Origin of the sequence: Billgrantia aerodenitrificans, assembly GCF_021404405.1 — a bacterium.
GTDB classification, from domain to species: domain Bacteria; phylum Pseudomonadota; class Gammaproteobacteria; order Pseudomonadales; family Halomonadaceae; genus Halomonas; species Halomonas aerodenitrificans.
Window position 1 is genome coordinate 43,239 of sequence record NZ_JABFTV010000015.1, and the last position, 23,698, is coordinate 66,936.

The 23,698-nt window shown below is 64.6% G+C and carries 25 protein-coding genes; 12 read left to right on the forward strand and 13 right to left on the reverse strand.

Translation table 11 applies throughout. From position 1 onward, the window contains the following. Positions 1-67: 67 nt before the first annotated feature. The 3 genes from HOP59_RS21805 to HOP59_RS21815 form a co-directional block, all read right to left on the reverse strand. The gene (locus HOP59_RS21805; protein WP_010626419.1) at positions 68-1,120 is read right to left on the reverse strand and encodes a class I fructose-bisphosphate aldolase; all 1,053 of its coding nucleotides are present in this window, start codon (positions 1,118-1,120) and stop codon (positions 68-70) included. Between the two features lie 114 nt (positions 1,121-1,234). Then, complete coding sequence (locus tag HOP59_RS21810) at positions 1,235-1,624, reverse strand: Hsp20/alpha crystallin family protein (RefSeq protein WP_010626418.1); 390 nt, start codon at positions 1,622-1,624, stop codon at positions 1,235-1,237. A 51-nt stretch (positions 1,625-1,675) separates the two neighbouring features. Further along, positions 1,676-2,134, reverse strand: coding sequence for an Hsp20/alpha crystallin family protein (locus tag HOP59_RS21815; protein WP_010626417.1), 459 nt, complete (start codon positions 2,132-2,134; stop codon positions 1,676-1,678). 242 nt (positions 2,135-2,376) lie between these two features. On the opposite strand from HOP59_RS21815, the gene HOP59_RS21820 reads away from it, so the two are divergent. The 6 genes from HOP59_RS21820 to HOP59_RS21845 all read left to right on the forward strand — a co-directional run bounded on the left by HOP59_RS21820 (position 2,377) and on the right by HOP59_RS21845 (position 8,407). Further along, the gene (locus HOP59_RS21820) at positions 2,377-3,417 is read left to right on the forward strand and encodes a type I glyceraldehyde-3-phosphate dehydrogenase (RefSeq protein ID WP_010626416.1); all 1,041 of its coding nucleotides are present in this window, start codon (positions 2,377-2,379) and stop codon (positions 3,415-3,417) included. A gap of 42 nt (positions 3,418-3,459) precedes the next feature. Next, positions 3,460-4,623: a phosphoglycerate kinase gene (locus tag HOP59_RS21825; protein WP_010626415.1), complete on the forward strand. Its 1,164-nt coding sequence runs from the start codon at positions 3,460-3,462 to the stop codon at positions 4,621-4,623. Between the two features lie 76 nt (positions 4,624-4,699). Then, entirely contained in the window at positions 4,700-5,764 is a 1,065-nt protein-coding gene (gene fba, locus HOP59_RS21830; protein WP_010626414.1) for a class II fructose-bisphosphate aldolase, read from the forward strand. A gap of 182 nt (positions 5,765-5,946) precedes the next feature. After that, positions 5,947-6,303, forward strand: a complete 357-nt coding sequence (locus tag HOP59_RS21835) for a hypothetical protein (RefSeq protein WP_234255574.1) — start codon at positions 5,947-5,949, stop codon at positions 6,301-6,303. Positions 6,304-6,364: 61 nt separating this feature from the next. Further along, entirely contained in the window at positions 6,365-6,940 is a 576-nt protein-coding gene (locus tag HOP59_RS21840; protein ID WP_234255575.1) for a COG4315 family predicted lipoprotein, read from the forward strand. A gap of 81 nt (positions 6,941-7,021) precedes the next feature. Beyond that, the gene (locus HOP59_RS21845) at positions 7,022-8,407 is read left to right on the forward strand and encodes an SLC13 family permease (protein WP_010626411.1); all 1,386 of its coding nucleotides are present in this window, start codon (positions 7,022-7,024) and stop codon (positions 8,405-8,407) included. 76 nt (positions 8,408-8,483) lie between these two features. On the opposite strand, the gene HOP59_RS21850 is transcribed toward HOP59_RS21845, so the two are convergent. Then, on the reverse strand, positions 8,484-8,807 hold the full coding sequence (locus HOP59_RS21850; protein ID WP_010626410.1) for a hypothetical protein: 324 nt from the start codon (positions 8,805-8,807) through the stop codon (positions 8,484-8,486). 422 nt (positions 8,808-9,229) lie between these two features. Then, the gene (locus HOP59_RS21855) at positions 9,230-9,631 is read right to left on the reverse strand and encodes a hypothetical protein (RefSeq protein WP_234255576.1); all 402 of its coding nucleotides are present in this window, start codon (positions 9,629-9,631) and stop codon (positions 9,230-9,232) included. Positions 9,632-10,106: 475 nt separating this feature from the next. On the opposite strand from HOP59_RS21855, the gene HOP59_RS21860 reads away from it, so the two are divergent. From HOP59_RS21860 to HOP59_RS21870, 3 genes are all read left to right on the forward strand, one after another. Then, on the forward strand, positions 10,107-10,805 hold the full coding sequence (locus HOP59_RS21860) for an HAD family hydrolase (protein ID WP_234255577.1): 699 nt from the start codon (positions 10,107-10,109) through the stop codon (positions 10,803-10,805). A 123-nt stretch (positions 10,806-10,928) separates the two neighbouring features. Continuing rightward, positions 10,929-11,303: a translation initiation factor Sui1 gene (locus HOP59_RS21865; protein WP_010626407.1), complete on the forward strand. Its 375-nt coding sequence runs from the start codon at positions 10,929-10,931 to the stop codon at positions 11,301-11,303. Positions 11,304-11,316: 13 nt separating this feature from the next. Then, positions 11,317-11,727, forward strand: a complete 411-nt coding sequence (locus HOP59_RS21870) for a YbaY family lipoprotein (RefSeq protein WP_010626406.1) — start codon at positions 11,317-11,319, stop codon at positions 11,725-11,727. Here HOP59_RS21870 and HOP59_RS21875 read toward each other — a convergent pair. Continuing rightward, positions 11,699-12,571: an NAD-dependent protein deacetylase gene (locus HOP59_RS21875; protein ID WP_234255578.1), complete on the reverse strand. Its 873-nt coding sequence runs from the start codon at positions 12,569-12,571 to the stop codon at positions 11,699-11,701. The two genes, HOP59_RS21870 and HOP59_RS21875, sit on opposite strands and share 29 nt — an antisense overlap. Before the next feature lie 178 nt (positions 12,572-12,749). Here HOP59_RS21875 and HOP59_RS21880 point away from each other — a divergent pair, with 178 nt between their 5' ends. Continuing rightward, on the forward strand, positions 12,750-13,664 hold the full coding sequence (locus HOP59_RS21880) for a nuclease-related domain-containing protein (RefSeq protein ID WP_010626404.1): 915 nt from the start codon (positions 12,750-12,752) through the stop codon (positions 13,662-13,664). A gap of 40 nt (positions 13,665-13,704) precedes the next feature. On the opposite strand, the gene HOP59_RS21885 is transcribed toward HOP59_RS21880, so the two are convergent. From HOP59_RS21885 to glnA, 7 genes are all read right to left on the reverse strand, one after another. Then, positions 13,705-15,042 (reverse strand): deoxyguanosinetriphosphate triphosphohydrolase, encoded by a 1,338-nt coding sequence (locus HOP59_RS21885; RefSeq protein WP_234255579.1) that lies wholly within the window; start codon positions 15,040-15,042, stop codon positions 13,705-13,707. A 131-nt stretch (positions 15,043-15,173) separates the two neighbouring features. Continuing rightward, the gene (locus HOP59_RS21890) at positions 15,174-15,773 is read right to left on the reverse strand and encodes a hypothetical protein (protein ID WP_234255580.1); all 600 of its coding nucleotides are present in this window, start codon (positions 15,771-15,773) and stop codon (positions 15,174-15,176) included. 42 nt (positions 15,774-15,815) lie between these two features. Beyond that, positions 15,816-16,985, reverse strand: a complete 1,170-nt coding sequence (locus tag HOP59_RS21895; RefSeq protein WP_010626401.1) for a zinc-dependent alcohol dehydrogenase — start codon at positions 16,983-16,985, stop codon at positions 15,816-15,818. A 204-nt stretch (positions 16,986-17,189) separates the two neighbouring features. Then, a complete protein-coding gene (gene ntrC / locus HOP59_RS21900; RefSeq protein ID WP_010626400.1) occupies positions 17,190-18,599 on the reverse strand; it encodes a nitrogen regulation protein NR(I) in 1,410 nt (469 codons plus the stop codon). Then, a complete protein-coding gene (gene glnL / locus HOP59_RS21905) occupies positions 18,592-19,638 on the reverse strand; it encodes a nitrogen regulation protein NR(II) (protein WP_234255581.1) in 1,047 nt (348 codons plus the stop codon). Before glnL ends, ntrC begins: the two co-directional genes overlap by 8 nt. A 333-nt stretch (positions 19,639-19,971) precedes the next feature. Beyond that, positions 19,972-20,541, reverse strand: a complete 570-nt coding sequence (locus tag HOP59_RS21910; protein WP_234255582.1) for a DUF4124 domain-containing protein — start codon at positions 20,539-20,541, stop codon at positions 19,972-19,974. Between the two features lie 120 nt (positions 20,542-20,661). After that, positions 20,662-22,068: a glutamate--ammonia ligase gene (gene glnA / locus HOP59_RS21915; RefSeq protein WP_010626397.1), complete on the reverse strand. Its 1,407-nt coding sequence runs from the start codon at positions 22,066-22,068 to the stop codon at positions 20,662-20,664. Positions 22,069-22,628: 560 nt separating this feature from the next. Here glnA and HOP59_RS21920 point away from each other — a divergent pair. Beyond that, positions 22,629-23,069, forward strand: a complete 441-nt coding sequence (locus tag HOP59_RS21920) for a hypothetical protein (RefSeq protein ID WP_234255583.1) — start codon at positions 22,629-22,631, stop codon at positions 23,067-23,069. Between the two features lies 1 nt (position 23,070). Then, the coding region (locus HOP59_RS21925; RefSeq protein ID WP_234255584.1) for a tripartite tricarboxylate transporter permease at positions 23,071-23,698 on the forward strand (628 nt) is incomplete at its 3' end.

Sequence of the window (23,698 nt, forward strand, 5' to 3'; positions counted from 1 at the left end):
GGGCATGACCGGCGGTCATGCCCTTTTTGCTTTGGCTGTTTGCCTGAGAGTGCTTGCTTGAGGGTACTCAGGCCACCGTCACGCTCTGGTCGAGATAGACGTCCTGAATGGCGTGCAGCAGCTCGACCCCCTCGCTCATGGGCTTCTGGAACGCCTTGCGTCCGGAGATCAGGCCCATGCCGCCGGCGCGCTTGTTGATCACCGCAGTGCGCACCGCCTCGCCCAGGTCTGAGTGGCCCTTGGAGCCGCCGCCGGAGTTGATCAGCCCGGCACGGCCCATGTAGCAGCAGGCCACCTGATAGCGAGCCAGGTCGATGGGGTGCTCCGAGGTCAGCTCGCTGTAGACCTTGGCGTGAGTGTGGCCGAAGCCGATGTCCTGATAACCGCCGTTGGTCTCGGGCAGCTTCTGCTTGACGATGTCGGCCTTGAGGGTCGCCGCCAGGTGGTTGGCCTGGCCGGTGAGATCCGCCGCCACGTGGTAGTCCTTGCCCTCGTGCTTGAAGCCAGGGTTGCGCAGGTAGGCCCACAGCACCGTGGCCATGCCCAGCTGGTGAGCACGCTCGAAGGCCTCACTGATCTCCATGATCTGGCGACGGCTCTCGGGGGAGCCGAAATAGATGGTCGCCCCTACCGCCACGCAGCCCATGTCGTGGGCCTGCTCCACTTCGGCGAACAGGGTCTGGTCGTACATCGCCGGGTAGCTCAGCGTCTCGTTGTGGTTGAGCTTGAGCATCATCGGAATACGATGGGCGTAGCGCCGCGCCACCGACGAGAGCACGCCCAGGGTGGAGGCCACACCGTTGCAGCCGCCCTCGATGGCCAGCTCGACGATGTTGGCCGGGTCGAAGTAGCGCGGGTTGGGGGCGAACGAGGCGCCCGCCGAGTGCTCGATGCCCTGGTCCACCGGCAGCAGGCTGAGGTAGCCGGTGCCGGCCAGGCGACCGTGGCCGAACATCGCCTGCAGGCTGCGCATCACCGCCGGGCTGCGGTCGCTGTCGGCGACGACCCGGCTGACGAAATCCGGCCCCGGCAAGTGCAACTGTTCGCGGGGAAAGCCACGGCAACGGTGATCCAGCAGGTATTCGGCGTCGTCACCCAGCAGTTGGGTAATGTCGGTCATGTCTTCCTCTCCATGGTGTCGTGAATCGCTATTCCCAGCGTAGTGAAAACCGTACCGAGCGTTGCCCCTGCTTGCAAACGGAAGCGCCCTTTCACAAGGAAAGGGCGCTTCGCATCATGCAGCCTGTATCTCTATGCGTCGGCTCCTGTGCCTCTCCTTCCTCGGCAATCGCAGATGGAGCACGCCGTTTTCCAGGCGCGCCTCAATGGCAGCGGTATCGATCTCGTGGCTGAGCGTGAAGCGCCGCTCGTAGCGCTGCGCCTGAGCTTCGGCATAAGTGGCCGACAGGCCCTCGGGCATGTCGATGCGAATCTCGCCTTCGATGCTGAGCAGATTGCCATCGACCTCCACGTTCAGCCCCTCGGGAGTGACCCCTGGCATGTCGGCAACCACGAACAGCGCATCGTTCTCCTCATAGATATCCACGGGTGGCCGCATTGCCCGGCTACGCCGCTCGCGCGCCGGCACACTGGCCTGCGCCTCATGACGAGTGACTTCATTCATGTTCATCACCTCCAATGCACTGACTTGACGCAATCGTGACATCGAAGCGACTCATGCCGCCTGGACATCGATGCGACGCGGCTTGAGCTCCTCTCGCTTGGGCAGATGGATCTCGAACACCCCGTCATGACAGCGCGCCTCGGCACGCTCCACGTCGATGCCGTCGGGCAGGCTGATGGAGCGCACGAATTCGCCGTCGAAGCGCTCACGACGGAAGCAAGGCCGCTTGCGATCGCCCGCTTTCTCTCCCGGCAGGGCATCGCGCCGCCCGCGCAGGGTCAGCACGTTATCCTGCACGCTGATGTCGAGATCCTCCCGGGCCAGGCCGGCGGCGAGCACGTACACGCGAACGGCATCGTCGGTGCGTCCGACGTTGATCATCGGGAAGCTGCCGCGGGGCACCGAGCGGATGTCCGCGGCACCCTCCTGGAAGATCTCATCGAGCCACGGGCGGAACCAGTCGAGGCCCGAGCCGATGCCATTATCGAAACGCTTGAGATCTCCGAACATATCGAACACCTCCTACGCTTGGCAGATCGTTGACAGGTAAGGTCATCTAGACACGACACATAGGCCGAAACCTGCTGTGCCGTATCGTTTCAATAGGGTCTCGGCGCCCTTTTTCAAGAGCTGCGACAGGCCTGATCTGGCCAAGCGGAGCCAGCGACGGGAGCGCGGATCACAAGGGGAAAAAAATGCCCAGATGCGCTAGAATCGCCGCTTTCCGTCGGCAAGAGCGAGTTCCCCGCCCCATGGCCCAGCGCATCGCCATCAATGGTTACGGTCGTATCGGTCAGTGCGTGCTGCGCGCGCTGCTGGAGCGGCAGTTGAACCGGCCCGACGCCCAGGCGCTGGAAGTGGTGGCGATCAACGAGCTCTCCGACCTGGACACCATCGCCTACCTGACCCGCTACGACACCACCCACGGTCGCTTCCCGGGGCAGGTGACGACCGCCGGGGATCGCATGATCGTCGACGGCTCGTCCATCACGATTCTCACCGAGCCGGAGCCAAGCCGCCTGCCCTGGGCAGAACTCGGCATCGACCTGGTACTGGAGTGCTCCGGCAGCTTCAAGGATCGCGCCACCGCCGAGGCGCATCTTGCCGCCGGGGCCGGACGGCTGCTGTTCTCCCAGCCCGCCGAGAGCGACGTCGACGCCACCATCGTCTGCGGTATCAACGACGGCGAACTGGCCGCCGAGCACCGCATCGTCTCGGCCGCCTCGTGCACCACCAACTGCCTGGTGCCGGTGCTCACGGTACTCGACCGGGCGCTGGGCATCGAGCACGGCGTTACCACCACCGTGCACTCGGCGATGAACGACCAGCCGGTGATCGACGCCTACCACCAGACCGACCTGCGCCTGACGCGCTCGGCGATGCACTCCATCGTGCCCGTCGACACCAGCCTGGCCCGCGGCATCAACCGCCTGATGCCGCACCTGGCCGGACGCTTCGAATGTCTGCACATGCGCGTGCCGACGATCAACGTCTCGGCCATGGACCTGTCGCTCTGCGTACGCCGCGACACCACCGCCGCCGAGGTCAACGCCCTGCTGCGCGAGGCCAGCGACGGCCCCCTGGCCGGCCTGCTCGGCTACACCGAGGAGCCCATGGCCTCGATCGACTTCAACCACGACCCCCGCTCGGGTATCGTTGACGCCACTCAAACCCGGGTGGCGGGCAAACGCCTGATCAAGCTGCTGTGCTGGTTCGACAACGAGTGGGGCTTCGCCAACCGCATGCTCGACGTCGCCCAGCGCCTGGCGGTGCTACCCGCGGCGAGCCGCTGACCCGGCTTCGGTTTCCCTCAATCAAGGAAAGGAAGACGCCCGATGAACGTGCTCAAGATGACCGACCTGGCATTGCAAGGTAAGCGAGTACTGATCCGCGAGGACCTGAACGTACCCGTCAAGCACGGCAAGGTGACCAGCGACGCCCGTCTGCGGGCCAGCCTGCCGACCATCAAGGCAGCCGCGGAAGCCGGCGCCAAGGTCATGCTGATGAGCCACCTGGGGCGCCCCACCGAAGGCGAACCGGCCGCGGAGTTCTCGCTGGCGCCGGTGGCCGAGCGCCTCGGCGAACTGCTCGGACGCCCGGTGCGGCTGGTCGAGGACTATCTCGACACCGCCCAGGATCTGGCCGAAGGCGAAGTGGTGTTGCTCGAGAACGTACGCTTCAACGAGGGCGAGAAGAAGGACGACGAGACTCTCGCCCAGCAGTATGCCGCCCTGTGCGACATCTACGTGATGGACGCCTTCGGCACCGCCCACCGCGCCCAGGCCTCCACTCACGGCGTGGCACGCTTCGCCCCGCAGGCCTGCGCCGGACCGCTGCTGGCCGCGGAGCTCGATGCCCTGGAGAAGGCGCTGGCCACGCCCAAGCGCCCCATGGTCGCCATCGTAGGCGGCTCCAAGGTCTCGACCAAGCTCGAGGTGCTCAACGCCCTCTCCGCCAAGTGCGACCAGCTCATCGTCGGCGGCGGCATCGCCAACACCTTCATCGCCGCGGCCGGCCACAACGTGGGCAAGTCGCTGTATGAAGCCGACCTGGTCGCCCAGGCCAAGGCCCTGATGGCCAAAGTCGAGATCCCGCTGCCCACCGATGTGGTAGTGGCCACCGAGTTCTCCGAATCGGCCGAAGCCGTGGTCAAGCCGGTCGATCAGGTAAGCGACGACGAGATGATCCTCGACATCGGCCCCGACACCGCGGGCCGACTGGCCGGCCTGCTCAAGGACGCCGGCACCATCCTTTGGAACGGCCCGGTAGGCGTGTTCGAGATCGACCAGTTCGGCAAGGGCACCGAGGCGCTGTCGCGCGCCATCGCCGAGAGCAACGGCTTCTCCATCGCCGGCGGCGGCGACACCCTGGCCGCCATCGACAAGTACGACATCGCGCAGCAGGTCTCCTACATCTCCACCGGCGGCGGTGCCTTCCTCGAGTACGTCGAGGGCAAGGTGCTGCCGGCGGTGAAGGCGCTGGAAGACGCTGCACACTGACCCGACCCGCCGCCGTCCGGCCATGCCGGGCGGCAGCCCTAGTCCCCAGACAGATCGAAACAGAACAGGTGAGATCATGGCACTGATCAGCATGCGCCAGATGCTGGACCACGCCGCCGAGCGCGGTTACGGCATTCCGGCATTCAACGTCAACAACCTCGAGCAGATGCGCGCCATCATGGAAGCGGCCGACGCCACCGACTCCCCGGTGATCGTCCAGGCCTCTGCCGGTGCGCGCAAGTACGCTGGCGCGCCCTTCCTTCGCCATCTCATCCTGGCCGCGGTGGAGGAGTTCCCCCACATCCCGGTGGTGATGCACCAGGACCACGGCACCTCGCCGGCGGTGTGTCAGCGCTCGATCCAGCTCGGCTTCTCCTCGGTGATGATGGACGGCTCGCTGGGCGAGGACGGCAAGACCCCGATGGACTACGACTACAACGTCGACGTCACCCGTCGCACCGTTGAGATGGCCCACGCCTGCGGCGTCTCGGTGGAGGGCGAGCTGGGCTGTCTGGGCAGCCTGGAGACCGGCATGGCCGGCGAAGAGGACGGCATCGGCGCCGAGGGCGTGCTCTCCCACGACCAGCTGCTGACCGACCCGGAAGAGGCCGCCGCGTTCGTCAAGGCGACCCAGGTCGACGCCCTGGCCATCGCCATCGGCACCAGCCACGGTGCCTACAAGTTCACCAAGCCGCCCACCGGCGACACGCTGTCGATCCAGCGCATCAAGGAGATCCACGCGCGCATCCCCGATACCCATCTGGTGATGCACGGCTCCTCCTCGGTGCCCCAGGAGTGGCTCGCCGTGATCAACGAGTTCGGCGGCGAGATCCCCGAGACCTACGGCGTGCCGGTTGAGGAGATCGTCGAAGGCATCAAGTACGGCGTGCGCAAGGTCAACATCGACACCGACCTGCGTCTGGCATCCACCGGCGCGGTGCGTCGCTTCCTGGCCAAGCACCCGGGCGAGTTCGACCCGCGCAAGTATCTCAAGGAGACCGTCACGGCCATGCGCGACATCTGCATCGCCCGCTACGAGGCCTTCGGCACCGCCGGCAATGCCAGCCGCATCAAGCCGATCAGCCTCGAAGCGATGTACGAGCGCTACGCCCGCGGCGAGCTGGACCCGAAGGTGAAGTGATCCCGCAGCATTCGACAACGACAGGCGGCCCCGGTGGGCCGCCTTTTTCATTCGCCCTCGCTGACATTCCCTCGCGTGGCCGCTTTGCCTACCGCACAACCCAGGTTATTGCAGCGCAACAATGTTCGGGCGCATAGTCGCGAGAGTAGTCGCGAGAGTTACCCCGCACAAGGAGGCCTGGTATGAAGACGATGACGCCCTATTCGCTGGTTCCGCTCAACCCCGCCGCCATGATGGACGTATGGAAGCTTGGCATCATGGTATTCGAACTCTGGTCGACGTCACTCTCCACCATCACCATGCGCCATGGACTGTGGCAGACCCAGTCTCCCACCAGCGCCCGCATGCTCAGAGAGAATCAGCGCATGGTGACCGAAAAGCTCGAGGCCGGCCTGGAGACCGGTTTCGAGATACAGAAAGCCATGCTGCAGATGGCCTTTGGCCAGAGCAATCCCTGGTGGCACACCGGTCGACGCACCATGGCGCCTTACCACCGCCGCAGCAGTGCCAATTCGCGGCGGCTCGCCAAGCGACGCTGACCTTGCATGGCGGCCCAGGGCCTACCTACAGTGAAGAGGCAGTTGCCAAGGAGAGGTCGACATGAAGTCACGCACGCTGACCGGAGGCATCCTGGCCGCAATGCTCGTCACCACCTCGGCGCTCGCGGCACCGGAGAGCGCCGACACCGACGACCCAGCCCAGGTAGAAGGCATGCATCCGGAGGAATCGGAGCAGCAGCTCGATGCAAGACCCAACCCCATCGATCAGGCCAGGGTGGAAGTCAGCGAGCAGGAGCCCTTCGGCCGCTATCTGACTAACCAGAACGGCAAGAGCCTCTACATGTTCGAGCAGGATGAGCAAGACGGCGAGTACTCCACCTGCTACGAGACCTGCGCCATTGCCTGGCCGCCCTACACCACCGAGGAAGCGCCCGCCGCCGGCGAGCATGTCGATGCCGAGCGCCTGGGTACGATCGAACGTGACGACGGCACGCGGCAGGTCACCTACGACGGCTGGCCACTCTATTTCTTCGCCCGTGACGTCTACCCCAGCGATGCACTCGGCCAGGGCATGGATCACATGGGTGGCCGCTGGTACCTGATCGCTCCCGACGGTGAGATCATCGAGGACGAAGGACCGGAGCAGGCCGACCCGGTGGAGCCAAGTAGCCCCTGACCCCACAGACAGGCCGGCGAACATGACCGCTCATTACTTCGCCTGCTAAACTCTCCGGTCTTGTCCGAGACCGGAGTCCGCATGCCTGCCGCCGCCAAGTCCTTGCCTACCCCGCGCCAGTGGATCTCCCTCTTCGCCACGGTCGCGGTGACCCTTTTTCTGCTGCTGAGCCCCGAGCTGCCGCTGCTGGTGAGAGCCGGCGCGGTGATCGGGCTGTGCATCGGGCTGTGGGCGACCGGCTGGCTGCCGCAGTGGCTGACGGCGCTGGTGTTCTTCACTCTGTGTACCGTGGCCGGGGTGGCCTCGGCGGACATCGTCTTCGCCGGCTTCGGCTCGGCGGCGACCTGGCTGGTGTTCTCCGGGCTGATCATCGGGGCGGCGATTCAGTACACGGGGCTCGGCAATACGCTTGCCCGGGGCGTCGGCCCCTGGCTGGAGGGTTCCTATCGGCGCGCGCTGATCGGGGTGATTCTGCTGGGTCTGGCGATGGCCTTCTTCATGCCATCCGGCATGGGGCGCATCCTGCTGATGGTGCCGATACTTACCACCCTGGCCGACCATCTGGGCTACGAACCCGGCGACAAGGGCCGCACCGGGCTGATTCTCGGCGGCATGATGGGCACCTTCCTGCCCACCTACGCCATCCTGCCCGCCAACGTGCCCAACAACGTGCTGATGGGTGCCGCCGAGGCGGTACTGGGCACGCCGCCCAACTACAGCGAGTACCTGCTGCTGCACTTCCCGGTGCTGGGACTGCTCAAGACGCTGCTGCTGATCGCGGTGATGCTGTGGCTCTACCCGGCACACGCGCCCAGGCACAGCGACTCGGTTACCGAGAGGCCCCGTCTCTCACGCCCCGAACTCGGCCTGGCAGCGCTGCTCTCGGTGGCAGTGCTGCTGTGGATGAGCGATGCCTGGCACGGTATCTCCCCGGCCTGGATCGGCATGCTGGTGGCACTGGTCTGCTTGTTTCCCGGCAGCCGCCTGATGGGCGCCAACCCCCTGCAGTCGATCAGCTTCGACTCGTTTCTCTACGTCGCCGGCATCGTCAGCCTCGGTGCCTTGGCCTTCCACAGCGGCCTGGGGGAGCGAGTGGCAGGCAGCCTGCTCTCGGTGCTGCCGCTGCGCGAGGCCACCGATGCCGCTGCCTTCGGCATGCTCTCGGGGCTTGCCATGGTACTTGGCACGCTGGTCACGCTACCGGGTATCCCCGCCATCCTGACCCCCATGGCACCGGGGCTCGCCACCATCACCGGCTGGACGCCCGAAGCCGTCTACATGACTCAAGTGGTGGGGTTCTCCACGGTGCTGCTGCCCTATCAGGCGCCGCCCTTGATCGTCGGCATCCTGGCGGCACGCATCTCCCTGCGCGAGACCGCCAGGCTGTGCCTGATCACGGCCCTGCTCAGCGTGCTGTTGCTGTGGCCGCTGAACTATCTCTGGTGGGAGTGGCTCGGCTGGATCTGAGCCGTTTTTGCGGCAGAAACGAGTCGCCCCCGGCCTTGGCCGGGGGCGACAAGAGGGGAACTACCCGCTCAGGCGATTACCAATCCTGGTCATCGTCCTCATCGGTTTCCCACTCTTCCTCTTCATCTTCGGTTTCCCACTCGTCATCAGCGGTTTCCCACTCTTCCTCTTCGTTCTCCTCTTCCCACTCGTCAGCGTCCCACTCTTCCTCCTCGTTCTCGTACTCAATGCCATCGATCACGGGAGCCTGGCCGCTGGTTTCCGGAGCGGTCTCTTCAGGGAAGGTATCCTGGCCCTCTTGCTCTTCTTCATCAAAACCGGCCATGGCCAGCGGGCTGGCACTCAGGCCAAAAGTAATACCGACGATACCGAGCTTCTTGAGGAATTCCTTGGACATCATGTTCGTACCTCCAGCGAAGTTTGAACTGCTTTCCTGAATGATTCGAAACCCCTGTGACAGTGATTCCGATCGGCCCTTTGTATAAAGCGAGATGCAGGCCAACCTGCCAAATATCAATAAAAGCACATTAAAAACAGTAACTTATAGTTATACCAAGCACATCAATGGGATCGTGAAGAAACCGAGACAGTGGAGAAATATGGCACATGGGCACAAAATGACCGTGTCAGGGCCACTTAGCCTATGCTCACGAACAGTTCAGAATAACGCCTCATTAACATTGCACCCGGCGATATAATCGGACATAAACAAAACCGCCCCCGGCAGTGCCGGGGGCGGTTCCGAGGAGGTTGAATGTTTCAACCTTCAGATGACGTCGCCATCTTCCTTGACAGCGACTGCCCATCCCTGGGCATCAGGCCTTACCAATCCTGGTCGTCATCATCCTCTTCCCATTCTTCCTCTTCGTTCTCTTCTTCCCATTCATCATCGGCGTCGAAGCCGTCGTCACCGTTGAAGCCAGTGTCGCCTTCGGCACCGGCGCCTACACCGGTATCTGCACCAGTTTCCCCGGCCCCGACACCAGCGCCTGCATCTGTGCCAGCACCGGCCCCAGCTTCGCCTTCACCAGCGCCCATGTCTGTGCCCATGTCAGCACCTGCACCAGCGCCTGCACCGGCATCCTCACCCGGTACGGTCTCCTGCGGCACTGCACCCTGGTCGTCCTCTTCGTCATGGAAATCAGCAAAGGCCAGCGGGCTGGCGCTCAGGCCAACAGTGATACCGACAATGCCGAGTTTCTTGAGAAATTCCTTGGACATCATGTTCGCACCTCCAAAGGAGTTGAACGTGAGTTTTCCTATCGAAGCCGAGGCTTCACGTCATACCGGGGAGCTAGCGTTGCTCGTTTGGCTGTGTCCCACCGGCATGTCCTGCTCACCCTGGAAGCTGCATGCATCGGGCCAAGCTGCGCCAAAAAAAGTAAAAATATCTTTAAATACAAAAATATAAATCAATTCAAGAAGACCAGAACGACAGCTGAAAAGCGCCCCAGATGTGGTGCGTTATGACACATGGGTCTGTTCTAGGCAGGCACACTCCCAGCAGGCAAAGGCCCCGCTAACTGGCGCATTGCAGGCTGCGACGCGATGTTACTCAGGGACTTGAATATGGCGTGCTTTAGCGCAATACTTAGGAAACAGCGTTCGCAAACATGCGGCGGCCTAAATTTCAAGCCCTGCATGCCGATACAAGAGGTATCCAAGCTCGACAGTCACGAGACTGCGAAGGACGTTCGGTATGATTCGCCCCTTTTGCCTGCTCTTCGATTGTGATGGCACGCTGGTCGACAGCGAGCCCCTGCTGGCCGCCGAGATGGCGACCAGCCTGACCCGGTTGGGGCTGCCCTTCCAGGCCAGCGACTACATCGGCGAATTTCGTGGCAGCCGCTTCCGTAACATCGTGGCGGCGCTCGAGGAGCGTTACGGCAGCGTCGACCCTTTGCATCTAGCCGAGACCGAGACCGAGATGCGCAGCAATCTCAATCGGCGCCTCGAAACCGAACTCACCGCCATCACCGGGGCTCGCGAAGCTCTCATGGCCTTGATCGACTACCCCTGCGGCGTGGTCTCCAACGGGCCCGAGAACAAGATCCGTACCTCCTTGAATGCCATCGGCTTCGGCGACTTTTTCGGCGCGCATCTCTTCAGCGCGTATAGCGCCAACTGCTGGAAACCCGACCCCCGTCTCTATCTTCATGCCGCCGCGGCCATGGGCTTCGATGCCGAAGACTGCATTGCCATCGACGATGCCCTGGTCGGCGTCAAGGCCGCGCTCGATGCCGGCATGACGGTGGTTCACTTGAATCGCTTTCCTGATGCCGAGGAAACCCCCGAAGGCGCCATCATGATCAGCAGCATGTATCAGCTGCCCACCGTGATCGAGAATCTGGCCCACACCCGGGCTCTGGCGAGCCGGCAGCTCGCCTACGCCCGCTGATCCGCCAACGGCACTTGCGAGACATGACGCCACCAAGGCGGCCACCCTGACCGTAGGCAGACCCTTCCCAGGGACGTTATCATCGCCTCTCCACCCATGCTGCCCAAAATGTCAGGAGCTCTCATGGCTTCACTGCAGGACCAGCTGCGCGGCCTGGTCTACTCCACCGAGCACGGCGACATGTGCCCCGGCTGTCGCCAGCCCCAGGCCGACTGTCGCTGCAGCGAGCTTGCCGAGCAGGAGCGTCTCGCAGCGCTGGACGGTGTCGTTCGCATTCGCCGCGAAACCAGCGGTCGCAAGGGCAAGGGAGTCACCACCATCAGCGGTATTCCGCTGCCCGCCGACGAGCTCAAGGCGCTGGCCAAGACACTCAAGAAGCGCTGCGGAACCGGCGGCTCGCTACAGGACGGCATCATCGAGATCCAGGGCGATCACCGCGAGCTGTTGAAGGCCGAGCTCGAGCGCCAGGGCTTTACCGTCAAGCTTGCCGGTGGCTGAACGAGGAGAGGACATGGCTGTTGCACGAAATTCCCTGCTGAGCGCTGTGCGCCATCACCGTATCGGCATCGCTGCGCTGACGCTGCTGATGCTGGCGGGCTGCGCCGGTACTCCCGAGTTCGCCGACCTGGACGTTCAGGTCGAGCCGCCAGGCGGCGTGGAGCTTGCCCAGGATGCCGAGCTGCGCGTCTGGCTGAGCGATGCCGGAGGAACCCTGGCGGAAACGCGGGCGACGCCAAGCGGGGCCGGCCCGTGGCCTGCGGCGCTGCGCTTCGACCGGCGCACTCTAGAGGCCGCCAGCGCGCCGCGACTGGCCGCCGAGCTGCGCCAGCAGGGTCGCATCACTCACATCACGCCGGAACCGGCGGAGATGCCGGCTGGCGGCCGAGGCCCGGTCAGCCTGCCGCTCGAGCCACGCCCGTAAACGCGAGCGCGGCGGCTTCGAGCACCTGCCCGATCGGCGCCTCTAGCTTGAGCGCATAAAGCGCATCGGCGCGGGTGCGCCCGCGGTTGAGGCAGGCGATCGGCAGGCCGGCCTCGCTGGCCTGCCGGGCGAAGCGATAGCCGGAATAGACCATCAACGACGAGCCCACCACCAGCAGGGCTTCGGCTCCCTCGACTAGTGCTCGGGCCCGCTCGACGCGCTCTCTGGGCACGCTGTCGCCGAAGAACACCACGTCGGGCTTCCAGATCCCTACCCCGCAACGCGAGCAGCCGGGCACCTCGAAGGTGGAGAAATCGGTTTCGAGTGCGGCATCGCCATCGGGACGCACTTCGGCCTCGTGCTCGAGCCATTCGGGATTGCGCTCGGCGAGTTCGGCATGCAGGTCATGGCGCATGCGCAGTGCCCCGCAGTCCATGCAGCGTACCTGTTCGGCGCGTCCATGCAGATCGATGACGTTGCGCGAACCGGCCTTCTGATGCAGTCCATCGACGTTCTGGGTGATGACGCCACTCACCACGCCGGCCTGCTCCAGGTATGCCAGGGCCCGATGGGCAGCGCCGGGGCGAGCGCCATGCAGGGTGCGAAAGCCCACCAGCGCACGCGCCCAATAGCGCTGCCTGGCGGCCGCACTGCCCATGAATTGCTGATGTTGCATGGGCGGCGCGCACTTCCACGCGCCGGTTTCATCCCTGTAGGCGGGAATGCCGCTGTCGGTGCTGACCCCGGCACCGGTGAGCACCGCCAGGCTGGAATAACGCACCAGAAACTCGCGCAGGCGTTCGACCGCTTCTGTCCCGGCTGGCTGTCGTGTATCGTTCATCATCTATCCGTCATGCTGCGGCGCATACGCCTCTGTACCGAAGACCCAGTACCGAAGACAAGTACTGACGACATGGTACTGAAGACACGGTACTGAAGACACGGTACTGAAGATGGCTCCGGGCGCCTCAGGTTGTCTAGAATGTCACGCTCACGTGACTCCCACCGGCAAGGACGAACCCATGGCCTGGCTGGAATACCTGCTGCCACTCATCTTCCTCTTTCCGCTCGGGGCCATGGCCGTCATCGTCATCGCCTTGCGCAACCTGCACGATGCCCGGGTTCGTTCGCCGTTCAACGCACGTCCCCTGAGAGAGCCCGGCCAGGCCCTGCGCAATCGGCTCGACCGTGCCTTTGCCACGCTGTTTCTCAACGGCGCCCTGGGGCCCATCCTGACCCTGGCGCCACTGGTCTACGGCATGGGCCGCATGCTCTTCGCCAGTCGTCAGAACTGGGTCGAATGGGCGCTGTACGGTGCGCTGAGCACGGTGCTGGTGCTGGTCTACTGCTTCCTGCTGATTCGCGACTTCCAGCACATCCGGCGCATCAAGCTGGGGCTGGCCTGCGACCTGGCCGTGGGTCAGGAACTGGAGCGCATGGTAAGTCCCGAGGCGCATCCCTACTTCGTCTTCCACGACGTGCCCACGGATACCGACATCATCGACCACGTGGCCATCACCCCTCACGGCGTCTTCGTGGTCGAGACTCGCGCCCGCACGCGGCCGTTCACCGCGGACGGACGCGAGATCAACGTCGTCACCGTCGAACCGGAGCGGCTGCGCTTCCCGGGCTGGAGCGAGCATCGACCCATCCTCAAGACACTACGCGCCTCCCACTGGCTGGCCGGCTGGCTGGAGCAGCGCTGCGGCCAGCCGGTACCGGTCATGGGCGTGCTCACCCTACCCGGCTGGGACATCACCTGCGCCGGCACCCCAGAGGGGCTGATGGTCGTCAGCGGTGAGTCGCTCTCCCAGCAGCTCAGCGAGCGGCGCCTCGGCGAGCTCGACGGCGAACTGCACGACAGGGTGATCGAGGCCCTGATCGAGCGTGCCGCCGAGCTGGACCGTAACCCGGGGCTGAGCGAACCCTCGATCTGAGTTTTTTCACCTTTCACCTTCCACTCTTTCACCCCACGGTTCAGTCTCCCCTGAGCCGTCCGCCCATCTCCTGGGCCAGGTCGACGGCGTAGTGGTCGGTCATGCCGCCGATGAAGTCGAGCATGCGCCGGTAGCTGTCGTACAGCGGCCAGGAAGGACGCGGGGTGTTCTCGCCGATCAGCGCCAGCACCCGCTGATGCTTGAAGCTCGATTGTCCGCTGAAGTGCAGCTCATGGGCGGCGCCGATGAAGGCCTCGAGCAGGATGCCCAAGGTAGTGTAGGCGCCGATCTCCAGCTTGGCCTTGCGCTCGTTCTGGAAGATGCGCTCACGAGCCAGCTGCTTGGCCGCGGCCACGCCCCAGCCCAGGTCGGGGTGGCAGAGTTCGAGCAGGTCACTTTCGAGCGTGCCGTTGAGCAAGGCGTTCTCGTGTTCGACGAAGACGGCGCCCACGTCGTTGACCGCCCGCTCCATGGCAGCACCGCGCAGCGCCGCGATGCGCCGCCGCTGGGAGACGCCGTCGCGGGCCATGCGGGCGTAGTCCGACGGCGCATCGCCGGCGATCTGCAGCAGCACCTCGGCGACCTCCTCGAAGCGCAGGATGCCCATCTCCAGACCGTCTTCGAGATCGAGCAGCGCATAGCAGATATCGTCGGCCGCTTCGACGAGCCAGGCCAGTGGATGGCGGCACCAGCGCCCTTCACCGCGGGGCAGCAGACCCAGACAGCGGGTCACGTCCTTGAGCAGTGGGCGCTCCGACTGGTAGCAGCCGAACTTGCCGGCGCTGCCGCCGTGCTCCACCGTCCAGGGGTATTTGAGTAGGGTGCCCAGGGTCGCCGCCGTGAGACGCATGCCGCCGCGAAACTGGTTGTATTCGATCTGGGTGACGATGCGAAAGCCCTGGGCGTTGCCTTCGTAGGTCAGCAGGTCGGCGCGTTCGCGCTCGGAAAGTCCTTCCAGCAGCCCGCTGCCGTCCGCCTCGGCGCGCTTGAACCAGTCGCGGATGGCGTACTCGCCGGCATGACCGAAGGGCGGGTTGCCGATGTCGTGCCCCAGGCAGGCGGCCTGCACGATCACGCCGAGATCGGCGGGAGTGATCCATTTCGGCAGCCGCTCGCGCAGCAGCTCGCCGACGATCATGCCCAGGCTGCGCCCTACGCAGCCTACCTCCAGCGAGTGGGTCAGGCGGGTATGGATATGGTCGTTGTCGGTCAACGGATGGACCTGGGTCTTACGCCCGAGCCGCCGGAACGAACCGGAGAAAACGATGCGGTCATGGTCCTTGTGGAACGGGCTGCGCCCGATCTCGTCCCGCCCGCTGGTGGGCTTGCCGTGCAGCCGTGAGGGGTCGAGCAACTGCTGCCAATGCATCTGGGTCATGGGCTTCCTCCTGAAGCCTCCATTCTGGCACTGCCATGGGCGGCATGACCATTGTCGCTGCGCTTCAACAATGCGACAGGCCGAGCCTCATGAAGCTCGGCCTGCATTTTTCGTCAGGTGTAAACGCCAGCTCAGTAGTCGTAGTCGCTACCTTTGATATAACCGCTGGTATCGCGTTGGCGCACGGTGGTGGCCTGTAGACGGGGTCCCGGTGAGCGTGCCGGCGAAGGCAGCGCCGCAGGGCGTGACGGCAGACCAGCCTGGCGCGCCGCCGCGCCGCGGGCAAGCTCCACGCCCTGAGGAAAGCCGCTGCGACCACTGTAGTCGGGTGTGCGTCCGGCCTGGTAGGCGTGACGTCGGGTCTGGTCCTGAGCGCAATACAGGCTCACCGCGGCGCTTGCCCCCACCGCCACTAGCGCCAGCTTGACGCTGCCGTGCTTGGGATGGTCGCGGTCGGCCAACAAGGCCAGCAGCGCCGCCACATCCAGCGCATCGCCGGCACTGCGCGCCCACAGCGCGGGCTTGGGATTTTCGGTCAGCGCACTGATGCCGGTGGCCACACCGCGTGCCCCGCAAAGACGCACGATGGCTTCCGCCCCTTCGACGCCCAGCGCTCGGGTCACGCTGCGCGGCGCCAGCAGTTGGTAGAGCCCCAGCCCGATGCCCAGCCAGCCGAGACCACGTGCCAGCCTGTCGCTGGCCTGCAACGAATGGCTCCGGTCGAGATTCATCTGTTCACCTCCATGTCGGTTTCTGCATCCGGCGCAAGTCGCTCAAGGCTTGAGCACCACCTTCACGCAGCCGTCCTGCTTGTCGCGAAAGGTGTTGTACATGTCCGGTCCCTGCTCCAGCCCGACGCTATGGGTCACCACGAAGGAAGGGTCGATCTGCCCTTCGTCGATCAGACCCAGCAGCTCGTCGGTCCAGCGCTTGACGTGGGTCTGGCCGGTACGCATCGTCAGGCCCTTGTTCATCAGCGGCCCCATGGGCACCTTGTCGATCAAGCCGCCGTAGACGCCGGGAATCGACAGGATGCCGCCGGGACGGCAGACGTAGATCATCTCGCGCAGCACGTGGGCGCGGTCGTTCTCCAGCATCATCGCCTGCTTGAAGCGGTCGTAGACCGAATCGAGGGAGCGCGGCACGTGAGACTCCAGCCCCACCGCGTCGATGCACTTCTCCGGCCCCTTGCCCCGGGTCAGCTCCTGCAGGCGGGCGAGCACGCTCTCCTCGTCGAAGTTGATCGCGATCGCCCCGCCGGCCTCAGCCATGGCCAGGCGCTCGGGCACGTTGTCGATTACCACCACCTGCTCGGCACCCAGCAGCACGGCGCTGCGCACGCAGAACTGGCCGACGGGTCCCGCGCCCCAGATGGCTACGGTATCGGTGGGCTCGATGTCGCACTGCACTGCGGCCTGCCAGCCGGTGGGAAAGATGTCGCCGAGGAACAGCACCTGCTCATCGCTCAGGTTGTCGGGCACCTTGACGTGGGTGGTGTCGGCGAAGGGCACGCGCACGTACTCTGCCTGGCCGCCAGCATAACCGCCGGTGAGATGCGAGTAGCCGAACAGACCGGCCCCGGCATGGCCGAAGACCTTGTCGGCCAGCGCCTTGTTGCGGTTGGAGCGTTCGCAGAGGGAAAAATTGCCGCGCCGGCACTGCTCGCACTCGCCGCAGGTGATGGTGAAGGGCACCACGACACGGTCGCCGACCTTGAGCTCACGGGTCTCGCTGCCGACCTCCATCACCTCACCCATGAACTCGTGCCCCACCACGTCGCCCGATTCCATGGCCGGAATGAAGTGGTGGAACAGATGCAGGTCGGAGCCACAGATGGCGCAGCTGCTCACGTTGATGATGGCATCGCGTGGATGTTCGATCTGCGGGTCGGGAACCGTTTCGTAGCGGATATCGTTCTTGCCGTGCCAACACAGCGCTTTCATGACTCTCTCCCTGTCTTTGACTGCCTGCGAAAGCGAATGACCTGAACTCACCTTAGTTCAGCGGCGTCCGACGACAGGTAAGGGAGTTTGGGTGCTCGGTTACGATCCTTTGCGCACATGTACAGGCCCGGCGCCCTGGCAAAGCACCGGGCGCTTGTCACCCGCAGCGAGTACTGCGGTCCACCACAGATTTCCGTGCCCAGCTCAGTCTTCCGCCAGCGAGGGCAGTAGGGTCTTGAGCTTGCGCGTCAGCGTGTTGCGCCCCCAGCCCAGCAGCTCGGCGGCCTCGCCCTTGCGCCCGCCGGTGTGCTTCAGCGCCGTCTCGATCAGGATGCGCTCGAAGTCCGGCACCGCCTCTTCCAGCAGATGGGTGTGGCCGGCGGCCAGGGCGCGGTCGGCCCAGTCGCGGAAGGCGGCACGCCAGTCGCCGCTGGGCGCCTCGCCGCCCTCTCCTTGGCGCAGCTCCGGCGGCAGGTCCTCGACCAGGATCTCACGCCCCGAGGCCATTACCGTCAGCCAGCGGCAGGTATTCTCCAACTGTCGCACGTTGCCTGGCCACGGCAGCCGGGTCAGGTGGGTCTCGGCATCCTTGGTCAGCACCTTGACGTCAGTGGCGAGCTCCTTGGCCGCCTCGGCCAGGAAGTGCCGCGCCAGTCGGGGAATGTCCTCGCGCCGTTCGGCGAGCTTGGGCAGATGGACACGAATCACGTTGAGGCGATGGAAGAGATCCTCGCGAAAGCGACCGTCCTCCACCAGCGCCTCCAGGTTCTGGTGCGTGGCGGCAATGATGCGCACGTCGACCTTGACCGGGGTATGACCGCCGACACGGTAGAATTCGCCGTCGGCCAGCACCCGCAGCAGCCGCGTCTGGGTCTCGGCCGGCATGTCGCCGATCTCGTCGAGGAATAGCGTGCCACCGTTGGCCTGCTCGAAGCGTCCCTGGCGCTGCGCGGTGGCGCCGGTGAAGGCCCCCTTCTCGTGACCGAACAGCTCGGACTCGATCAGATCCCGCGGGATGGCCGCCATGTTCAGGGCGATGAACGGGTGGGCCGCGCGCGGGCTGTGCTGATGCAGGGCGCGCGCCACCCGCTCCTTGCCGGTGCCCGACTCGCCGTTGATCAGTACGGTGATGTGCGAGTGCGACAGGCGGCCAATGGCGCGAAACACCTCCTGCATGGCCGGCGCCTCGCCGATGATCTCGGCGGAGAGCCCTTCGGGTACGCTCACCGGCCGCTTGCGCTCGCGGGCATGGGCCACGGCACGGCGTACCAGAGCCAGCGCCTCGTCGACGTCGAAGGGCTTGGGCAGGTATTCGAAAGCACCTCCCTGGTAGGAGGCCACGGCGCTGTCGAGGTCGGAATGGGCCGTCATGACGATGACCGGCAGATCGGGATGCACCTCGCGGACCCGCGACATCAGGTCCAGGCCGTCGATACCCGGCATGCGGATGTCGGTGACCAGCACGTCGGGGGGATCGTCGAGAAGACGGCTGAGCGCCATATCGGCCCGGTCGATGCACTCGACCTCGAGGTCGGGCTGAGCCAGGGCGCGCTCCAGCACCCAGCGAATGGCGCGGTCGTCGTCGACCACCGCGACACGTGCGACATCAGTCATGGCGCTTCTCCAGTGGAATAAGCAGACGAAACTCGGTATGACCGGGGCGGGACTCGCATTCGATCAGTCCTTGATGCTGATGCAGAATGCCCTGGGCAATGGACAGTCCCAGTCCACTGCCGTCGGCACGCCCCGATACCATGGGGTAGAAAAGGGTTTCCTGCAGGGCTTCGGGAACACCGGGGCCGTTGTCGATCAAGGCCACCTCGCAGACCAGGCGATGACGCTCGGCGCCCAGGGTGAACTGGCGACGGGCACGGGTACGCAGCAGCAGGCTGGGCGCTTCGGTACCGGCTTCGGTCATCGCTTCTACCGCGTTGCGCGCCACGTTGAGCACCGCCTGGATCATCTGCGCCTCGTCACCGGGAAAGTCCGGCAGGCTGGGGTCGTAGTCGCGCTCGATTCTCACCCCCGGCGTCTCGGCGGAAAGCAGCGTACGCACCCGCTCCAGCACCTTGTGCACGTTGAGCGGCTCGTGACGCAACAGCTTGTTCGGTCCCAGCATGCTGTCGACCAGGTCGCGCAGACGGTCGACCTCCTCGACGATGATATGAGTGAACTCCCGCAGGGCGGGGTCGTCGAGGTCACGCTCCAGCAGTTGAGCGGCGCCACGGATGCCGCCCAGCGGGTTCTTCACCTCGTGGGCCAGCCCACGCGACAGCACCTTGATCGCCTCCTGACGGTTGAGCAGGGCTTCCTCACGGGAAATCCGCAGCAAGCGGTCGCGTGGCTCCATTTCCACCAGCAGCTCGGCCGCAGAGAGCGGCGTGACCGTGTAGTCGATGGTCACCACGGTGCCGCCCAGCAGCGCCAGACGCACTTCGCGCTGGGTAAAGGGATGCTGGTCGTCCCGCGCCTTGGCCAGCACCTCGCCCATGCCGTCGTCTTCGACCAGCAGTGCCGCCAGGCTGTGCCCCTTGACCCGTCCCAGGCTGACCGCCAGCAAGGCCTCGGCCGCCGGATTCATCCAGCTCAACTGCAGCTCATCGTCCAGCACCAGCACCGCCGTGGTGAGATGTTCCATCAGGCGTCGATACATTTTCGACCTTTTCTCGCAGAATGAAGGGGGCTGCTTGCATCGTCATGGCGCATGCCCTGCTCGTCGCCGCAGCGGCATCTCCCCTCGGCTTTACCTGCCCCTACACAAGAAGCAAGCAAGAAGCGCGCCAACCCTCACAAGGGCGATATAGCGCCGTTTCGGGGCGGATGCTGCACCCACCTATGCACCATAATGGTGCGAGCAGACGAAAAGCGCCAGCAAAGATAGCGCACGCCCCACCCATCATGGTGCGACATCCTACCTATATCGGGGCAACTCTACTGGCGATGACATCGTGGCGGCCCTTTGGACGAGCGATGCAGCAGAAGGCGCTCAGCCGCCGCCACCCTGGGGCAGCGTGGCGTTGGAGCGCTGCACGTAGAGCGAGACCGGTGCCGTACGGTGGCGTATCTGCCCTTGGGCATCGAGCAACTCGGCCTGCAACACGTACTCGCCGCGGGGCAGGTTGGTCAGCATGAAGGCACTGGTATGCATGGCGGTCTGGCTCACCTGCCCGTCGACGAGCAGCCTCACGCGGTGGTAGGGGCGCAGCGCCGGCACGATGGCCAGCTCGACCTGCAGGTTGCCGGCGTAGCTGCCGGGAAGGTCGCCCCCGTGCTCCGGCGAGCGAATACGGAAGGTGTCGTAGGGCATGAACGGCTGGCCCGGCGACTGACTCGCCCGCGGGGCAGTTCCCTCGACCCGCGGCGGCTCGGCCTGCCGCCCTTCGCTACGCGCAGGGATCACGGTCAACGGCGCCAGTTGGACCGGCTCGCCCCCGCGATTGGGATCGTCGGTGAAGATCACGTTGCCCTGGGCATCGGTGGTGCGATAGATGGTCGTGGCCTGCACCGAATGCGCCACCAGCACTCCCAGCAGGCACGGCACGATCAGCTTGAGCATGGGTCGATCCCCCTTGCTGGGCACGTGTGACGAAACGTTCGCCTAGTATACAAAAAAGGCCCCGCAAAGCGGGGCCTTTCGCGGCGGGCCGGCGGCAGTGCCACCGGACGCGGCGGCTGCTTAGCAGCTGTAGTACATGTCGAACTCGATCGGATGCGTAGTCATGCGGATACGCTCGACGTCTTCCATCTTCAGCTCGATGTAGGCATCGATCATGTCATCGGTGAACACGCCACCTTCGGTGAGGAAGGCGCGATCCTTGTCCAGGGCTTCCAGGGCCTGATCCAGGCTGTGAGCCACGGTCGGCACCTTCTTGCCCTCTTCCGGCGGCAGGTCATAGAGGTTCTTGTCCATGGCGTCGCCGGGGTGGATCTTGTTCTTGATGCCATCGATACCGGCCATCAGCATGGCGGCGAAGGCCAGGTAGGGGTTGGCGGTCGGGTCCGGGAAACGGGCCTCGATGCGCTTGCCCTTGGGGCTCGCGGTGTACGGGATACGGATGGAGGCAGAGCGGTTACGGGCGCTGTAGGCCAGCATGACCGGCGCCTCGAAGCCCGGCACCAGACGCTTGTAGGAGTTAGTCGAAGCGTTGGTGAAGGCGTTCAGGGCACGGGCGTGCTTGATGATGCCGCCGATGTAGTAGAGCGCCATTTCGGACAGGCCAGCGTACTGGTCGCCGGCGAACTGGTTCTGACCGTCCTTCCAGAACGACTGGTGCACGTGCATGCCGCTGCCGTTGTCGCCGACCAGCGGCTTGGGCATGAAGGTGGCGGTCTTGCCGTAGGCGTGGGCCACGTTGTGGATCACGTACTTCATTTCCTGGACTTCGTCGGCCTTCTTCACCAGGGTGTTGAACTTCACGCCGATCTCGTTCTGGCCGGCGTTGGACACCTCGTGGTGATGCACCTCGACGGTCTGGCCAATGGCTTCCAGGGTGTTGCACATGGCGCCACGGATGTCATGGAAGCTGTCGACCGGGGGCACCGGGAAGTAGCCGCCCTTGACCCGCGGACGGTGGCCCAGGTTGCCGCCTTCGAGCTGGCGATCGGTAGACCAGGCACCCTCTTCGGAGGTGATCTTGTACATGGCGCCTTCGATGTCGGCCTTCCAATGAACCTCATCGAAGATGAAGAACTCGGGCTCGGGGCCGAAGAAGGCGGTGTCGCCCAGGCCGGTGGACTGCAGGTAGGCCTCGGCGCGCTTGGCGATGGAGCGCGGGTCGCGCTCGTAGCCCTGCATGGTGGCCGGCTCGATGATGTCGCAGCGCACTACCAGGGTGGAATCTTCGGTGAACGGGTCGAGGAAGGCGGTGCCGTCTTCCGGGCGCAGAATCATGTCCGACTCGTTGATGCCCTTCCAGCCATGGATGGAGGAGCCATCGAACATCTGGCCGTTCTCGAAGAACTCCTCGTTCACGTCGCGGGCCGGAATGGTGACATGCTGTTCCTTACCCCGAGTGTCGGTGAAACGCAGGTCCACCCACTTCACATCATGTTCTTCGATCAGGGCGAGAGTCTTGGCTGACATTGTGTCCTCCGTTTGAGCGGTAGCTCGATTCGTTTTGGCTGAAGTCCACTGCGCTGGTTCATTCCAGCATGTGTTGTAGCACGCGGCAGATTTCCTGCCCACGTTCACCATGCACGAACATGGCGCTGGCCAACCTAATGCAGGTTGCGTGCCAACTTGCACCATCAATGCCCCAGCGGCACGCAACCTACTGTGCTAATTATAAAAAGCCGCCTGATGGCGTGCACCACTCTGTGGCGGCAGCGTGTTGCATCATGTAGCCGGGCGATTTTCAGGTTTTTTTCGCTCCATGGTGGTGCAATTTCTCCAGTCATGCACCATGTTGGATCGCCAGCTTCCACCAACATAGCCAATGTCTCTCCGTCGGAACTCATTCGTCTGCGTTGATTAAACGTCGAACCAATGGATTGAGCCGGATTCCACCAGCGCATAGGGTGCTGTGTCTGAGCACAACTCAGCAAAAGTTTTTAGCGACAAGCCCTAATTCAAGAAAAAACGCTGCTCGCTGCCCACTCACCGATAAATAACCTGTTCGCTCCACTATGTCTGATTCGCTACGCATGAATTTCTGGTCCGGCCTGGGCGTCGCCGCCCTCGCGGTGCTGCTGCTCACCTGGGTCATCCCCACCTACGGCGGCCGCGGTTTCGCCGTCGGCATGCATCCCCGCACCCTGGCCACGCTCGGCGCCTGGGTCATGCTGGGCTGTGCCCTGGCCCTGGCGCTGCTCAGCGCCATTGCGCTGATTCGCCAGCGCCTGGGGTTCTTCCGCCTGCCCGAGCTGGGGCATCTGTGGCATCAGACCTGGCCGTTTCTCTTCGTGCTGGGGTTCATCGTGCTGGTGGATCGCTTTCCGCTGACCTGGGTGGCGCCGTTCATGATCGGTTCGCTGCTGCTGTTGCTGGGCGAGCGTCGCTGGCATGTAGTGCTGCTGACGGCGGTGATTCCCGCCCTCGGGCTGTATGGGCTGACGGCGCATCTGATGCGCATCGGGGTGGTGTGAGATGATCGGGTTCGAGGCCATTCTGTCGTCCTTCGCCGCGGCGCTGCACTATGAGTCGATCGCGATCATTCTCGGCGGGGTGCTGCTGGGCTATATCGTGGGGGTGATCCCGGGGCTGAACCGGGCGGTGGCGATCGCCATCGCCATTCCGTTGACGTTCTACATGTCGGCCTATGCGGCCATCGCCTTTCTGATCGGGTTGTCCAAGGGCACTGCGGCGGGCAGTGCGGTGTCGGCGATTCTGCTCAATACGCCGGGGGAGCCGTCGTCGGCGGCGACCTGTCTGGATGGCTTTCCCATGGCGCGGGCGGGCAAGCCGCGCAAGGCGCTGAAGGTGGGCTTGCTGGCGTCGGTGGTGGGCGATCTGCTGGCGACGCTGCTGTTGATTGCGGTGGCGATTCCGTTTGCGTCGGTGGCGCTGCGCTTCGGGCCGTATGAGCTGGCGGCGATTCTGATCTTTGCGCTGGTGTTCATCGCCGGCATGGCGGGGGGCTCGTTCCTCAAGGGACTGGCGGCCGGCGGCATGGGGGTGATCCTGGGCACCGTGGGCCTCGATCCGGAGACCGGGGCGGCGCGCTTGACCTTCGGGTATGCCGAGCTGATGGAGGGGGTGCCGATCCTGCCGCTGG